The organism is Pseudomonas sp. UBA1879 (assembly GCF_002338065.1).
Taxonomy (GTDB): Bacteria; Pseudomonadota; Gammaproteobacteria; order Pseudomonadales; family Pseudomonadaceae; genus Aquipseudomonas.
Window position 1 is genome coordinate 126,750 of the sequence record NZ_DDHJ01000016.1, and the last position, 15,833, is coordinate 142,582.

A 15,833-nucleotide genomic window follows, 5' to 3' on the forward strand; every position below is an offset into this window, starting at 1 on the left:
ACGGCAAACCATGCGCTGCTTCAGTGCAGCGCATCTTGCCGATTGCCCCTCATTTTCAACACGGCCTATAGCCCACAAGGGTTCTTGCTTTCGCACCAAAGCAGCCTGCCTTTGCACCTGATTGAAGCATTTAATTCATTTATTTTATTTGTTGAATTATTTAATTCGTCATCATAGTCTGACCCTCGAAACGCCTGCTCAAGTGGAGGCGGCCTTCTTGAACTGACGAACTGATCGGGAGCAAGACATGAACGTGAAAGTACTCTTGAGCATGGCCGTGGCCACCGCATTTTCCGCCTCTGCCTGGGCCGCGGACTGGACCGTCGGCGCCAACGTCGGCAACGTTCCGTGGGAATTTCAGGATGGCAAGGGCGAGATCGTGGGTTTCGAAGTCGACGTGGTGAAAGAGGTCGCCAAACGCGCGGGCAAGACCGTCGAATTCGTCAACATTCCCTTCAATGGCTTGTTCAGCGCCGTGCAGTCAAAACGGGCTGACATCGCCATTTCTTCGATCACCATCACTCCGAAGCGACTTGAGTCCGTAGGCTTCGCTCAACCGTATTACGACAGTGACCAATCCCTGGCCGTGCTGGCCAAATCCGGCATCACGGGCTTGAAGGACATGGAAGGCAAGATCGCTGGCGTCGACACCGGCTCTACGGGCGACATGTGGGTCAATGCGCATCAGGCCGAGTACAAATTCAAGGAAGTCTCCCGTTATGAAGGCCTGTCGCCTGCAATGCTCGACCTCGCGTCCGGCCGCATGGACGGCTACATCAGCGATATTCCGGCGGTGTTGTACTACATCAAGGACAAGCCTCAGTACAAAGTCGTGGCGCGCATCCCTACAGGCGAAAAGTACTCGCTGATGCATGCGAAGGGCTGGGCGTCCGCCGGTCAGGTCAACGACATCATCTCCGCCATGAAAAAAGAAGGCGTGCTCGCCGACCTGCACAAGAAATGGTTCGGTGCCGACGCGGACCCTGAGTCGAGCACGGTCAAAGTGGTCGACGTCCTCAAGTAACCCGTGAGCTCAAACATCGCGCCCGCCGCTGCCTGCCTAAGGAATCGCAATGGAGTTGTTACAGACTTTCTTCAACTGGAGCGTGTTCGTCGATGCGCTGCCACTGATGCTGCGTGGCTTGGGCGTGACGGTGATGCTGGGCGTGGTCAGCATCATTCTCGGCCTCGTCGGCGGACTGTTGCTGGCGATGCTGCGGTTGTATGCCTACGTACCGATCCGCATCGCTGCGCGGATCTATATCGACGTCATGCGCTCGATACCGCTGCTGGTACTGTTGGTGCTCATTTATTACGCGTTGCCGTTCGTGGGCATTCGCCTGTCTTCGTTTGCTGCTGCGACGGCTGCGCTGTCGCTGGTGTCGTGCGCTTACTCGGCGGAGATCTTTCGTTCAGGCATCGAAGCTATCCCGCGGGGACAGTTCGAAGCGGCGGCGTCTCAGGGCATGAGCTTCTTCAACACCATGCGCGACATCATCCTGCCCCAGGCCATGCGCATCGTCATGCCACCGATGACCAGCAACTGCATCAACGTCATGAAAGACACCGCACTGGCTTCGGTGGTGGCGATGCCGGATCTGCTCAAACAAGCCACGCAAGCTCAGGCACTGTCGGCCAACCCTACGCCGTTGGTGGGCGCGGCGATCATGTACCTGCTGCTGTTGCTGCCGTTGGTGCAACTCGTCAGCTGGAATGAGCGGCGCAGCGGCGCCGGGAGAAAGAGCGCATGACCACCGTCATCGAGATCGAACGCCTCGACAAGTTCTACGGCCCTTTCCAGGCGCTGAGCGATATCAACCTGACGGTTGACCAAGGCGAGGTGGTGGTGATTCTGGGACCGTCCGGTTCGGGCAAATCAACGTTGATTCGCTGCATCAACCTCTTGGAGCAATACCAGCAGGGCGACATACGGGTGGCCAGTCAGCGGGTCGAGAACGGGCCGAAACTGGCGAGCATTCGTTGCGAAGTCGGCATGGTGTTTCAGAATTTCAATCTGTATCCGCACCTTACGGTGCTGGCCAATGTGGCGTTGGCCCCTGTGCGCGTGCGCGGTATGTCGCGCCGGGATGCCAACGAACGGGCGCAAGCGCTTCTAGAGAAAGTCGGCATGGGGGCGCATGCGGCCAAGTACCCCGGCCAGCTGTCGGGCGGTCAACAGCAGCGCGTGGCCATCGCCCGCACCATGGCGATGGAACCGCGGGTGATTCTGTTCGACGAACCCACTTCCGCACTCGACCCGGAGATGGTCGGCGAAGTGCTGGACGTCATGCAGAACCTGGCGCGTTCCGGCGTGACCATGGTCGTCGTCACCCACGAAATGGGCTTTGCACGCCGGGTCGCCGATCGGGTGATCTTCATGGAAAACGGCCGAATCATCGAACAGAACAATCCGCACGATTTCTTCACGGCCCCGCAAGAGCCGAGAACCCGTGCGTTTTTGCAGGCCATCCTGCATCACTGATCAGACCCTGGAGAACCCGCCCTTGAATGCCTTGGACATCGATTACGTACGCAGCCAATTCCCTGCACTGAGCAGTGGATACGCCTATCTGGATAATGCCGGTGGTTCTGCCGTCCTCAAGCCTGTTGCCGACAGGGTTTCGGATTATCTGCTCAACAGTGCCGTGCAGTTGGGCGCTTCCTACAGCGAGTCGGTAAATGCGGGCGCGCGGGTGATGCAGGCTCGGGAGTCAGTGGCGCAGCTGATCAATGCTCGCTATCCGGAGGAGTGCGTGATGGGTGGCTCCACCACTCATCTGTTGCAAATCCTGTGTCGCGCCTTGGCGCCGTCGATCGGGCCGGGGGATGAAATCGTCGTCACAGATTGCGACCACGAAGCCAACATCGGGCCTTGGGTGAAGCTGTGCGAGGAACGCGGCGCGACCCTGCGCGTCTGGGGCGTCGGCCTGAACAGCATGGAATTGGAGTTGGCGGATCTGGAGGCACTGCTCAGCGCCAAGACCCGCTACGTTGCCATGACCCATGCCTCGAACATTCTGGGCAGCGTCAATCCCGTGGCTGAAGTCGCGCGCAGGGTGCATGCGGTGGGTGCCAAGCTGTGCGTCGATGCCGTGGCGTATGCACCTCATCGGCTGGTCGATGTGCAGGCCAGCGGCGCTGATTATTACGTCTTCAGCTTCTACAAGACTTTCGGCCCGCACTTCGCCGTGCTGTGGGGCCAACGCGAGCAACTGCTGGAGCTGCCAAGCCTGAATCACTTTTTCATTGGCCAGGAGGTGATCCCCTACAAGCTGCAACCGGGCAACCTCAACTATGAGCTGTCGTATGGCTGCATAGGCATCAGCGATTACCTGATCGACATGGGACAACGCCTCGGCGCCACAGGCACAGAACGGCAACTGATGCAGGCGGCGTTCGATACCTTCGAAGTGCAGGAAGACCTGCTCGCCGAGATCCTGCTGGGCTTTCTGCGAGAAACCCCCGGCGTACGCATCATTGGCAAGGCTCACGTGACCGACGGTGATCGCGTGCCGACTATCAGTTTCGTGGTCGAAGGCGTGCAGTCCGAAGCGATCGTGCGCCGCGTCGATGGGCATCGCATGGGCATCCGCTTTGGTGACTTCTACGCCCGTCGGTTGATCGAACGGTTGGGGCTGACGCCACACGGCGGCGTGGTGCGTGTGTCGATCGCTCATTACAACAGCGTCGATGAGTTGAATCGCCTGGTTGAGCACCTGCGCGAAGCGATCACCGAACTGCGTCCATCCTGACTTTCACCGAGCGAATTTATGCCTGTACCTCAAACCCTCGCCGAGCTGCGTGCCGCCCTCATCGAACAGCAGGAGCGGCTCACGGCCCGGCAGCGTGATGCGGCGCATTACCTGACCGAGCACCCGCACGACGTTGCGCTCAACACCGTGGCCGCGCTGGCGAACATCTCCGGCATCCCGTCATCGGCCTTCATTCGGCTGGCGCAGGCCTTGGGTTTCGGTGGGTTCAGCGACCTGCAGAAGCTGTTCAAGCAGCCGTTGCAACAGGCAGGGCAGGGCAGCTTCAAGGAACGTATCCGGCACTATCGCGGCGAGCAATTGCTGGAAGACCCGACCGATGTCGGGGCCATGCTTTCAGCGTTCAGCCGGGCCAACATTGTCTCGCTCGAGCACCTGGCGGAAGGCGAGCAGGTCGAGGCCATCGAGAAAGCCATCGAGCTGTTGCAACAGGCGCGCACGACCTTTGTGGTCGGTATGCGGCGCTCGTTTCCCATGGCGTCCTACCTCAGCTATGCCCTCAGCCGCGTAGGGCGCCGGGCCGTACACATCAGCGGTCTGGGTGGCAGTCTGCGCGAACAGGTCGGCGCTTTGCACGGCGATGACGTACTGATCGCGGTGAGTTTTCCGCCGTACGCGCAGGAAACCATCGATGCGTGCCAGCAAGCGGTTGCAGCGGGGACGCCGATCGTCGCCATCACGGACAGCCTTCTGAGCCCGGTTGGTCAGAAAGCGTCGGTCATGATCGAGGTCAACGACGCCGAGCTGTTGGGTTTCCGTTCGCTGACCGCCGCGTTCTGCATCGCCCAGACCCTGGCCATGGGACTGGCCTTTCGCGACGGCCAGAACCTCGACGGCCCGGGGCACGATGCACTTAAAACTATCGACTGCTGAGGCGATGCCTGGCGGTTATGCGCAATGTTCTGACGTGCAGGAGACGTGTTCCATGGCATTACCTCTTCGAGATCTGGTCGGCTACGGTCGGCAACGGCCCAAGGGCACTTGGCCAAACGGCGCGCGCCTGGCCATCAACTTCGTCATCAACTACGAGGAAGGTTCAGAGCGTTCGTTGGCCATGGGGGACGCCGATCAGGAAAGCATGACCGAGTGGGGCAGCTATCAGTTTCCCGATGGCGTCCGCAACCTGGCGATGGAGTCGATGTACGAATACGGCGCCCGGGTTGGCATTTGGCGCATCCTTGACATCCTGCAGCAGGCCAACGTCCCTGCGACCTTTCATGCGTGCGCCGTGGCGTTCGAGCAGAACCCCGATGTTGCCAGGGCCGCGGTAGAGCTCGGCCACGAGATTTGCAGTCATGGCTATCGCTGGGAAGAGGTGTTCCGGCTGAGCGAGGCCGAAGAGCGCGAGCACATTCGTTTGGCCATCGAGTCGTTCGAGCGCACCTGCGGCAAGCGTCCGGTGGGCTGGTACTGCCGTTACGGTGCCAGCGTGCACACGCGAAGATTGGTGGCCGAAGAAGGCGGCTTTTTGTACGACTCGGACGCCTATAACGATGACGTTCCGTATTTTGTCGATGTTGAAGGCAAGCCACATCTGGTGGTGCCGTACACCAGCGACGTCAACGACTTCCGCTACTGGAACTCGCCAGGTTTGTCTCAGGCCTCGGACTTTCTGGAATACATGAAAGAAAGTTTCGACGTGCTTTACGAAGAGGCCGCCGATGGTCTGCGCATGATGTCCATCGGGTTGCACCCGCGAATGGTCGGCCGCCCGGGCAGGGTGCGCGCGATCAAGCACTTTATCGAGTATGCCCAAGGCCACGAAGGCGTCTGGTTCACCACACGCGAAGAAATCGCCAAGGCTTGGTTGAGCCGTCGCTGAGTCGCCGCCGCAGGCGTGATTCGCGTCACGCCTGAATCAGAAGTCGCCCCACAACTGCTGCGCCACGCTCAGGGCAACAACCGGGGCGGTCTCGGTGCGCAGCACTCGCGGGCCAAGGCGCGCGGCGTGGAAACCGGCATCTTGCGCCTGATCCACTTCAGCGTCGTTCAAGCCGCCTTCCGGGCCGATCAGAAACGCCAGCGTGGTCGGCTTTTCATGGCTGACCAGCGGCTCGGCGACCGGATGCAGCACCAGCTTCAACTCCGCTTCGGTGTGTTTGAGCCAGTCGCTCAAGGTCATTGGCGGATTGACCACCGGCACCACCGAACGCCCGCACTGTTCGCATGCGCTGATCGCAATTTGCTGCCAATGCGCCTGGCGTTTTTCGGCGCGTTCGTCCTTGAGGCGCACTTCACAGCGCTCACTGACGATCGGGGTGATCTGCGTGACACCCAGTTCAGTGGCTTTCTGTATCGCCCAGTCCATGCGTTCGCCGCGCGACAGGCCTTGGCCGAGGTGAATCTGCAAGGGCGACTCGCTCAGGCCGGCAAAGCTTTCAGTCACCTGCACGCGCACCTGCTTTTTCCCGACTTCCACCAGCGTGGCGCGAAATTCCTGGCCTGTGCCATCGAACAACTGCACCGCATCGCCCTCGGCCATGCGCAACACACGTCCGATGTAATGGGCCTGGGCTTCGGGCAGTTCGTGTTCGCCAATGCTCAGGGTGGCGTCGATGAAAAAGCGGGAGAGTCTCATGATCGTGTCTCTGTTAATTTTTCAGATACTGCGCTTTTTGCTGTGGGAACCGGCTTGCTGGCGAAGGCAGAGTGTCAGTCAACATCGATATAGCTGAAACACCGCTTTCATCGGAACGCCGCCCGCAGCAAGGGCCGCCCACAGTTTGAGATCGCCGTGCCCCGGAGGCCCAGGCGACCATGGGGTCAAGCACCGTCAGCCCGGATCCCGAAAGTCCGGATGGAAATTCTCCGGCACCGCCACGCTGATACTGCTGCGGGTCGCGATATCGATGCCTTCACTGGCCACTTCGGCGAGAAAATCGATCTGCTCTGGCGTGATCACGTACGGCGGCAGGAAGTACACCACGCTGCCCAGCGGTCGCAGCAGCGCGCCTCGGGTGAGGGCGTGTTCGAAGACTTTCAGGCCGCGACGTTCCTGCCACGGATAAGCCGTTTTAGTCGCCTTGTCCTGCACCATCTCGATGGCGAGGGCCATGCCGGTCTGGCGCACTTCCGCGACGTTCGGGTGGTCCACCAGATGCGCCGTGGCAGTTTTCATGCGCTGGGCCAGCGCCTTGTTGTTTTCGATGACGTCGTCCTGCTCGAAGATGTCCAGGGTCGCCAATGCCGCCGCGCACGCCAGCGGGTTGCCGGTGTAACTGTGCGAGTGCAGGAAGGCGCGCAGGGTCGGGTAATCGTCGTAGAACGCGCTGTAGACGTCTTCGGTGGTGAGGCACGCCGCCAACGGCAAATAGCCGCCGGTGAGGGCTTTGGACAGGCACAGGAAGTCCGGGCGAATCCCGGCCTGTTCACACGCAAACATCGTTCCGGTACGCCCGAAGCCGACGGCGATCTCGTCATGAATCAGGTGCACGCCATAGCGATCGCAGGCCTCGCGCAGCAGCTTGAGATAAATCGGGTCGTACATGCGCATGCCGCCCGCCCCCTGAATCAGCGGCTCGATGATCACGGCAGCCACCGTTTCATGATGGTCGGCGAGGGTCTGCTCCATCACCGCAAACATCGTGCGGGTGTGTTCTTCCCAGCTCACGCCCTCAGGCCGGTAATAGCAATCCGGGCTCGGCACTTTGATGGTGTCCAGCAGCAGCGCTTTGTAGGTTTCGGTGAACAGCGGCACGTCACCCACTGACATCGCCGCCACCGTCTCGCCGTGGTAGCTGTTGGTCAGGGTGACGTAGCGTTTCTTGTCCGGTTTGCCGCGATTGAGCCAGTAGTGAAAGCTCATTTTCAATGCGACTTCGATGCAGGACGAGCCATTATCGGCGTAGAAACAGCGCGTCAGCCCTTCGGGCGTCATGGCCACCAGACGCTCCGACAGCTCAATCACCGGCTGATGACTGAATCCGGCCAGAATCACGTGTTCAAGCTGATCGACCTGATCCTTGATGCGCTGATTGATGCGCGGGTTTGCGTGGCCGAACACGTTGACCCACCAGGAACTCACGGCGTCGAGGTAGCGCTTGCCTTCGAAGTCCTCCAGCCAAACCCCTTCGCCGCGCTTGATCGGGATCAGTGGCAGGTTTTCGTGGTCTTTCATCTGGGTGCAGGGGTGCCACAGCACCTTCAGATCTCGCTGCATCCAGTCGTTATTGAGGCCCATTGGTTATCTCCAGCTGGCAGCTCGCACACGGCGAGGCAAAACAATCGCGCAAGCCTATGCAATGCACGGCAGCGGGACAACCTTTAGCGCACCGATGCGCCGAGAAACATGCCCGACGGACATTGCTGGCGGGCATTCAACGGCTGGCGTATTCTTCGCGCTCTTCGAATAGTCGGACACAAAGTACCGACAATTCCTTCGTTTATTCCGGAGTTTGCTGAATGCTTTCTGGTTGGCTGCGCGCCTGTGCGCTGGTGTTGGTTGGGCTGGTCAGCGCTTCGGCGCTCGCTGTGGACAAACCCCATACGGCGATCGTCGTCGGTGGCGGGCTGGCAGGCTTGACGGCCGCCTATGAGCTGCAAAACAAAGGCTGGCAGGTCACCTTGCTGGAAGCCAAACCTGCGGTCGGCGGCCGTGCCGGTCTGGCTGGCAGCGAGTGGATCGGCAACGCCAAGGCGCAGCCGGTGCTCAATCAATACCTGGAGCGTTTCAAACTCAATCCTGTGCCCGCGCCGGAATTCGTGCGCACGCCGGGGTATCTGATCGAAGGCGAGTATTTCTCCGCTGCCGATCTGGCGACCAAACAGCCAGCGACGGCCGAAGCGATCAAACGCTACGAAGCTGCCCTGGATGATATGGCGCGTTCGATCACCGACCCACAAAACCCGGCCGCCAACAGCACCCTGTTCGCCCTGGACCAGATCAACGTCGCCAATTGGCTCGACCGCCTGGCCCTGCCGCCCACTGCGCGCCAACTGATCAATCAGCAGATTCGTACGCGCTATGACGAGCCTTCGCGCTTGTCATTGCTGTACCTCGCTCAGCAAGCCCGCGTGAGTCGTGACATCGATGACCGTGACCGCCGTGCTGCGCGCTTGCCAGGTGGCAGCGCGGTGTTGGCCGAAGCGTTCGTGAAACAGCTGAAAGTGATCAAGACCAACTCCCCGGTCTCGGCCATTAATCAGGACAAAGACGGTGTGACTGTCAAAGTCGGTTCGGTGGGTTACGAGGCGGAGTACGTGGTCCTCGCCGTGCCATTGCGCGCCCTGAGCAAGATCCAGCTGACCCCGGCGCTGGACGCTCAGCATCAGGGCGCGATCAAAAGCACCAACTATGGCTGGCACGACCAGATCATGCTCAAGTTTAAGACCCCGGTCTGGGACAGCAAGGCGCGCATGTCCGGCGAAATCTACAGCAACACCGGTCTGGGCATGCTGTGGATCGAGCCTGCGTTGAAGGGTGGTGCCAATGCCGTGATCAACCTCTCCGGCGACAACGCGCGCATCATGCAGGCCTTCGGCGACAAGCAGATGGTGGATCAGGTGCTGATTCGTCTGCACGCTTTCTATCCACAAGCGCGTGGCGCGTTTACCGGCTACGAAATCCGCCGTTCCAGCGTCGATCCTTCCACCGGCGGCGCGTACCTGGCTTTCGGCCCTGGCCAGATCAGCAAATACTGGCGTCTGTGGGAAAAGCCGCTGCAGCGCGTCGCGTTCGCTGGCGAGCACACCGACAGCCTGTACCCGGGCACGCTGGAGGGCGCGTTGCGCACCGGCCAGCGCGCGGCCAGCCAAGTGCAGGATCTCGCAGCGGGCAAGTCGTTCGAGCCTGTGAAAGTTGCCCCACCGAAAGCGCCTGAGCCTGCGAAAGAAAGCAGCGGCGGCGTTGGCGGCTTCTTCTCTAACTTGTTCGGTGGTTCCAAACCTGAACCGAAACCGGCTGAAAAAGCACCTGAGCCTGCTCCGGCGCCCGCACCCGCCCCTGCGCCGGTTACGCCGCCGCCTGCGCCAGTTGCCGAGCCGGCCAAACCTGCCGAGCCTGTGAAAAAAGCCCCGGCGAAGAAAGAGCCCGCCAAGGAAGAGCCTGCTAAAAAGACGCCCGCTAAACCGGCCACGACTCACAAGGCCCCGGCCAAAGCTGACGCCGCGAAAAAAGCGCCAGCCAAACCCGCTGCCGATAAGGCGGCAGCACCGGCAACGGACAGCAAGAACTGATCGTTGAGAAACGGCAATGAGAAAGGCGCGGTTCGATACCGCGCCTTTTTTTCATCTCGCGAATAACTGCAGCGGCTAGAGTGTTGTCTGGATAGAGCAATCTACACGCCTACAGCTACGATGCCGACCTTCATAGATCTCCTGCATTGGAGCTGCGCGTAACGTTGCGTTAATCGGCCATGAAGAAAAATACGACGGAATGTTTCAATCGCATTTCCTGATATTTCAAAGCAAGATTTTGCGCTTTCATTCGATAGATAAATCGATAGTCTTCCACTCAGCTTTAACACGCTGCTTCTACAGGAAAAGGACCATGCAGTTACGCAACTCTTCTTCTCGATATGGCTGGGTCAGCATCGTTTTGCATTGGGGTGTCGCGCTGACTGTGTTCGGGATGTTCGCACTGGGTTTATGGATGGTCGGCTTGGGTTATTACGACACTTGGCGCAAGGCCGGGCCTGATTTGCATAAGAGCATTGGCATCACGCTGTTTCTCGTCATGCTGATCCGTGTGGTTTGGCGCCTTATCAGTCCGCCACCGCCGTCGCCGCCGACCCATAGCCGGTTCGTCCGTACCGCGGCGAAACTCGGACACGCGTTCCTGTATCTGGACCTGTTTCTGGTGATGATCGCCGGTTACCTGATTTCCACCGCCGATGGCGTCGGGATACCGGTCTTTGGATTGTTCGAAGTGCCTGCGCTCATCAGCGGACTGCCCGATCAGGCGGACGTGGCGGGCCAAGTGCACCTGTATCTGGCCTGGACGCTGGTGATTTTTGCGGTACTCCACGGCTTGGCCGCCCTGAAGCATCACTTCGTTGATCGTGATGCCACATTCATTCGCATGCTTGGCCGCAAGGCCTGAATTCGACTCACTAAAAGGAAGACGACGTATGTTGAAAAAGACCTTTGCTGCACTGGCGCTGGGTACCGCTCTGTTGTCCGCAGGCCAGGTCATGGCTGCTGACTACACCATCGACAAAGAAGGCCAGCACGCCTTCGTCGATTTCAAGATCAGCCACCTGGGTTACAGCTTCATTCACGGTACGTTCAAGGACTGGAGCGGTACGTTCAGCTTCGACGCTGCCAAGCCTGAAGACAGCAAAATCAGCATTGACATCAAAACTGCCAGCGTCTTCACCAACCATGCCGAGCGCGACAAGCACATCAGCAGCAAAGACTTCCTGGACGTCGCGACCTATCCAGACGCCAAGTTCGTATCCACCAAGGTCGACAACGTCGGCAAGAACGCCGATGGAAAAACTACCGCTGACGTGACCGGCGACCTGACCCTGCACGGCGTCACCAAGCCTGTCGTCATCAAGGCGGTCTTCAACGGCGAAGGCAAGGACCCATGGGGCGGCTACCGTGCAGGCTTCAGTGGTACCACCACCATCAAGCGTTCTGATTTCGGCAAGATGATGGACCTGGGTCCACAATCGGACACCGTCACCTTCGACATCTCGTTCGAAGGCGTCAAAGCCAAGTAAGTCAGGCTGCTGTACCGAAAACGCCGACCTCAGGGTCGGCGTTTTCGTTGAAGTATTAGCACCGAATCTGTGGCAGCCGGCTTGCTGGCGAATCTGGCAAATCAGTGACATTGAGTTGCCTGACTTACCGCATTCGTCATCAAGCCAGCTTTCATACACGATCACCCAACGTCAGAAGGGGGGGCCTGTGTCTGACGTGGAACTCCAGTATTCCCGCACCCACAAAAAAGCCCCGAATCCGTCGGGGCTTTCTTATATGCCTGTGCTTAACCTTCTCGGTTGCGCGTCAGCAGGGCAGGTTTCTCACCCCGAGGGCGGCTCGGCAGTTGATCGAGCAGCTCGGCGGACGGGAAACGGTCGCTCTTGGACTCTTTGTGCATGATCTTCGGGCCCGGCTGGCCGTCGCGAGGACCGCGAACCACCGGTTCCTGACGAGCAGGCTGATCATCGCGAGCCGGGCGGCGGTTACGCGGTTGATCTTCACGACGCGCCTGGCCGTCGCGGCCAGACCCGTTGCGTGGGCCGTTGCGTTTGGCCGGAGCGCCTGCGCCGGTGCTGGCGCCGCTGCCCGAACCACCACGGGGACCGCTGCGGCCAGGTGCCTGACCGCGTGGCGCCGGAGCGGCACCGGTAGCTGGCGCGCCAGGACGGCGGTTGCGACCTTGCTGGTTCTTGCCCTGATAAGGGCTCACGTAGTCAGCGCGGTTGCCAAAGTTGTCGACCTCATCATCCAGAAACTCATCCGGTGCACGATCGGCGCGAGGCGCAGGTGGCTGTGAGGCGCGAGCCTCATTGGACGGCGTGCCTTGGCGCGGCTTCTGCTGACGCGCTGGACGAGCAGGACGTTCGCCCGACGCTGCGGCAGCCGGTTTTTCCTTGCCTTTGTCTTTGCCTTTGTCTTTGCGACCGCCACCACCACCGCCGCCGTTCGGGCCGTCGCCACGGGGGCCACGAGCGTTGCGCGGGTTGCGCACGTCCGGGCGCTCGCGGACTTCCGGCTTCTCGGCTTCGACGGCACTGATGTCGAAGCCCATCAGATCGCCATCGGCAATCTTCTGCTTGGTCATGCGTTCGATGCTTTTCAGCAGCTTTTCTTCGTCCGGCGCCACCAGGGAGATCGCCTCACCGGTGCGGCCCGCGCGACCGGTACGGCCGATGCGGTGTACGTAGTCTTCGTCGACGTTCGGCAGCTCGAAGTTGACCACATGCGGCAGCTGGTCGATGTCCAGACCCCGTGCTGCGATATCAGTGGCCACCATGATGCGCACGGTGCCGGCCTTGAAGTCCGCCAGCGCTTTGGTGCGGGCGTTCTGGCTCTTGTTGCCGTGGATCGCCACAGCGCTCAGGCCGTGCTTGTCCAGATATTCGGCCAGACGGTTGGCGCCGTGCTTGGTGCGGGTGAACACCAGCACCTGCTCCCATGCGCCTTGAGTGATCAGGTGCGCCAGCAGCGAACGCTTGTGGTTGGCAGGCAGGCGGAACACGCGTTGTTCGATGCGCTCGACCGTAGTGTTCGGCGGCGTGACTTCGATGCGTTCCGGGTTATGCAGCAGCTTCCCGGCCAAGGCGGTGATATCGGCCGAGAAGGTGGCCGAGAACAGCAGGTTCTGACGCTTGGCCGGCAGGCGGGCGAGGACTTTCTTCACGTCGTGAACGAAGCCCATGTCGAGCATGCGGTCGGCTTCGTCGAGCACGAGGATTTCGACGTGTGACAGATCGACACTGCCTTGACCGGCCAGATCCAGCAGGCGACCCGGGCAGGCGACAAGGACGTCAACGCCACGGGCCATTGCCTGAACCTGCGGGTTCATGCCGACGCCGCCAAAAATGCAGGCGCTGACGAACTTGAGGTTTTTGGCGTAGATCTTGAAGCTGTCGTGAACTTGAGCGGCGAGTTCGCGGGTGGGGGTCAGGACCAGTACGCGCGGTTGGCGCGGGCCGTGACGCTGGGATTTGTCCGGGTGGCCGGCGGGGAAGAGGCGCTCCAGAATCGGGAGGGCGAAACCGCCGGTTTTACCAGTACCTGTCTGAGCGGCGACCATCAGATCGCGGCCTTGCAACACGGCGGGAATGGCCCGCTGTTGCACCGGAGTAGGCTGGGTATAGCCAGCAGCCTCGATGGCGCTGACTAAAGCCTCGGAGAGACCGAGGGAAGCAAAGGACATGAGTAATCCTGTCTTAAGTTGGGGCACTGTGGCCCGAATAGGAATGAGCTGCGCGGCGCGAATTGGCATTCAAATGGCGCGATCCCGGGGTCTGTAAGTTCAACTCGTGGCATGAGCGCGAGAAAGAGAATGCGCTGCTGTCGTGATCGAGAAGTCTTCTGTGAGACCGAGCATCCGGGCGATAAGCCTGGCGGGAAGGCCGGAGTATAACAGAGCAATCACAACGCGCTGTGTTCATGCTGCTCAACGGTTTTCTCTGCGCTGATGGATGCTTGAGCTGTGTGGGCATTTTTTGACGTGTGTAACGTTTCACCGGTGTAGTGCACCAGCAGTTGCGCATAGGCCGGTTCGCCTTTGAAACGTTTCAATTCGGCACCGAAGCGTTGCACAAGCAAATCCATGCCAGCATTGCGACGCAGCGCAAGATACTGTTCTCGGGTGCTCATCACGGTCGGCAGCTGACTGATCTGGTCGTGCAGTTTGAGGTGGTCGAGCAGTTGCTGCCCTAGTCTGCGGTCAGTGACCAGCAAATCGATCCGGCCCCGGCTCAACTTGCCGAAATTCGCTTCGTGGCTCGGTGCCGGCTCTCGAATGAAGGCCGTCGAATGATCGAATTCGGGGGTGTACAGATAGCCCGGCGACACGCCCACCGTCAGGCCCCTGAGGTCTTCAAGGGTATGAAACGGATGGGGGCGGGCGTCCGCTTGAAACAATACCCAGTTGACGTCGGACATGGGTTCGCTGGGGTACAGGAGCAAATCGTCGCGTTCGGTGGCCTTGGAAATGTCCAACGCGCCGTCGGCTTCACCCTGTTGAAGCATCATCAGACAACGCTTCCACGGCAGGAACTGCCACTGCACTTCGATCCCCAGCCGCTCGAAGACAATCGCGGTGGTGTCGTAGTCAAGCCCGGATGCTTTGCCGTTTTCGACCATCACGTACGGAGCCCACGGCTCGGTGACGATGCGGATCTTCTCGCCCATTGCGCTGAAACTCAGGCAGGCGAGGAGAGCGGCGAACGAGAGGCGTGGGGTCAGAGGCATGGGGCGAGATTACGATGCCTGCCCGGCAAATAGAAGAGGTCGCGCCATTTGCACCTGAGAACGCAAGCGCTCTACTTCAAGGTTTACCGCGCCGATCGGGCCTGAGCCAGATGCTGATAAATCGCGATTCGCCTGCGCCCCAGCAGCTTCCGTGCCGCCCATTGGTCGAGCCATTGGTGCAGTTGTGCAGTGGCGATCGGTCCTCTATTTCTTTTTTCAGCGTTGTGGAAGGCTTTTTCCCACCAGACCGCTGAACAGGCCCGGTCGAACTCATTGGGATGCTCGCAGCAACCATAAAGCAGTTCGCGGATGAACTGGCGCTGGGCTTTGGGAACGGCAAGCGTAGCGCCTTTGTACAGCAGCCGCTGCCAGGCACCCGGGCGAGGCAGGCGAACCGACACCTTGCCTGTATCCGCCAGCGCTTCTGCACTGAGGGGCGTTTGTTCATGTTTGTGCAGCCAGGCCCTGACCTTGGCGCGGAACAGCTGCTTGCGGCTCCAGTAGTGATGAATCACGTCGGTGCATTGATCGATTTTCAACGTGCGATACGCCGCCACACCCAGACAGAACTCTTCCAGCGTCACGGCCCCTGGCGTGAGCGGGAAAAATTCGTCCATCAGCGCGATGGATCTGTCGAGGGTCGCGACGTTTGCGTGGCTCAGCCCGATCACGCCCGAGTTCACCAGCCGCATCTGATCGTCCGCCAGGTCCCGCTCCGCTAGCGTCTCTGCCAGCGCCGTGTAAAGGACGGTCTCCTTGCATTCGTCGTAGCGCAATTGAAAAGCGTTGCACAGCAAAGTGTCGGGCTTCACTCGATCGAACAGCTGCATCGGGCTGTCCTGAAAGAATGTATCGGTGTCGATCAGCACGACTTTTTCCGACGCTTGCAGCACTTTGCGGGCGACGACGTGTTTGCAGCGAAACGCGTAACGATGCGGACCGCTCCATTCGCGGCGCATTTCTGCATCGAGCGGGCGCACCCGCACCGGCAACGCTCGGTAGGGCATGGGGTTATCAGTGAACACTTGAATGTCGAACGGGCGATCGTCGCCCGCCTGCGCCACGGCGCTCGCGATGCTGAATACCGCTTCCTGATGGTAGGTGTCTGCGCCAAAAACCAGGTAGACGAGCTGGGGGCGCGCGAGGAGGGGTCTGAATGAAGTCACTGGATGTCCGTCCGAATCAAGGCTT

General features: G+C 60.2%; 14 protein-coding genes. 9 read left to right on the forward strand and 5 right to left on the reverse strand.

Going from position 1 to position 15,833, the window contains the following annotated elements; genetic code table 11:
* The first annotated feature begins 247 nt into the window (after window positions 1-247).
* From B3N48_RS19020 to B3N48_RS19045, 6 genes are read left to right on the forward strand one after another with little or no spacing between them, the layout of a single operon-like run.
* Window positions 248-1,024 carry a transporter substrate-binding domain-containing protein gene (locus B3N48_RS19020; RefSeq protein ID WP_296186400.1) on the forward strand — a complete coding sequence of 259 codons (777 nt, stop codon included), beginning with the start codon at window positions 248-250 and terminating at the stop codon, window positions 1,022-1,024.
* 49 nt (window positions 1,025-1,073) lie between these two features.
* Window positions 1,074-1,751 (forward strand): amino acid ABC transporter permease, encoded by a 678-nt coding sequence (locus B3N48_RS19025; RefSeq protein ID WP_296186402.1) that lies wholly within the window; start codon window positions 1,074-1,076, stop codon window positions 1,749-1,751.
* Window positions 1,748-2,482, forward strand: a complete 735-nt coding sequence (locus B3N48_RS19030; RefSeq protein ID WP_296186404.1) for an amino acid ABC transporter ATP-binding protein — start codon at window positions 1,748-1,750, stop codon at window positions 2,480-2,482. The genes B3N48_RS19025 and B3N48_RS19030 overlap by 4 nt, the downstream gene beginning before the upstream one ends.
* Before the next feature lie 22 nt (window positions 2,483-2,504).
* Window positions 2,505-3,752, forward strand: coding sequence for a cysteine desulfurase-like protein (locus tag B3N48_RS19035; protein ID WP_296186406.1), 1,248 nt, complete (start codon window positions 2,505-2,507; stop codon window positions 3,750-3,752).
* 18 nt (window positions 3,753-3,770) lie between these two features.
* Complete coding sequence (locus tag B3N48_RS19040; RefSeq protein ID WP_296186408.1) at window positions 3,771-4,643, forward strand: MurR/RpiR family transcriptional regulator; 873 nt, start codon at window positions 3,771-3,773, stop codon at window positions 4,641-4,643.
* A gap of 52 nt (window positions 4,644-4,695) precedes the next feature.
* Window positions 4,696-5,592, forward strand: coding sequence for an allantoinase PuuE (locus B3N48_RS19045; RefSeq protein ID WP_296186410.1), 897 nt, complete (start codon window positions 4,696-4,698; stop codon window positions 5,590-5,592).
* 36 nt (window positions 5,593-5,628) lie between these two features.
* On the opposite strand, the gene B3N48_RS19050 is transcribed toward B3N48_RS19045, so the two are convergent.
* Together B3N48_RS19050 and B3N48_RS19055 are read right to left on the reverse strand one after the other, a co-directional pair.
* Complete coding sequence (locus B3N48_RS19050; protein ID WP_296186411.1) at window positions 5,629-6,348, reverse strand: 16S rRNA (uracil(1498)-N(3))-methyltransferase; 720 nt, start codon at window positions 6,346-6,348, stop codon at window positions 5,629-5,631.
* Window positions 6,349-6,543: 195 nt separating this feature from the next.
* Window positions 6,544-7,950, reverse strand: coding sequence for an adenosylmethionine--8-amino-7-oxononanoate transaminase (locus B3N48_RS19055; RefSeq protein ID WP_296186412.1), 1,407 nt, complete (start codon window positions 7,948-7,950; stop codon window positions 6,544-6,546).
* A 221-nt stretch (window positions 7,951-8,171) separates the two neighbouring features.
* Between B3N48_RS19055 and B3N48_RS19060 the strand changes: the two genes are divergently transcribed.
* The 3 genes from B3N48_RS19060 to B3N48_RS19070 all read left to right on the forward strand — a co-directional run bounded on the left by B3N48_RS19060 (window position 8,172) and on the right by B3N48_RS19070 (window position 11,434).
* Window positions 8,172-9,944 carry a flavin monoamine oxidase family protein gene (locus B3N48_RS19060; protein ID WP_296186414.1) on the forward strand — a complete coding sequence of 591 codons (1,773 nt, stop codon included), beginning with the start codon at window positions 8,172-8,174 and terminating at the stop codon, window positions 9,942-9,944.
* Window positions 9,945-10,257: 313 nt separating this feature from the next.
* Window positions 10,258-10,809: a cytochrome b gene (locus B3N48_RS19065; RefSeq protein ID WP_296186416.1), complete on the forward strand. Its 552-nt coding sequence runs from the start codon at window positions 10,258-10,260 to the stop codon at window positions 10,807-10,809.
* A gap of 28 nt (window positions 10,810-10,837) precedes the next feature.
* Window positions 10,838-11,434 (forward strand): YceI family protein, encoded by a 597-nt coding sequence (locus B3N48_RS19070; RefSeq protein ID WP_296186417.1) that lies wholly within the window; start codon window positions 10,838-10,840, stop codon window positions 11,432-11,434.
* 266 nt (window positions 11,435-11,700) lie between these two features.
* Here the strand turns inward: B3N48_RS19070 and B3N48_RS19075 are convergent, their stop codons facing one another.
* The 3 genes from B3N48_RS19075 to B3N48_RS19085 form a co-directional block, all read right to left on the reverse strand.
* On the reverse strand, window positions 11,701-13,599 hold the full coding sequence (locus tag B3N48_RS19075; protein ID WP_296186418.1) for a DEAD/DEAH box helicase: 1,899 nt from the start codon (window positions 13,597-13,599) through the stop codon (window positions 11,701-11,703).
* 218 nt (window positions 13,600-13,817) lie between these two features.
* Window positions 13,818-14,642 carry a substrate-binding periplasmic protein gene (locus B3N48_RS19080; RefSeq protein ID WP_296186419.1) on the reverse strand — a complete coding sequence of 275 codons (825 nt, stop codon included), beginning with the start codon at window positions 14,640-14,642 and terminating at the stop codon, window positions 13,818-13,820.
* Between the two features lie 83 nt (window positions 14,643-14,725).
* Entirely contained in the window at window positions 14,726-15,808 is a 1,083-nt protein-coding gene (locus B3N48_RS19085; protein ID WP_296186420.1) for a hypothetical protein, read from the reverse strand.
* Between the last annotated feature and the right edge of the window lie 25 nt (window positions 15,809-15,833).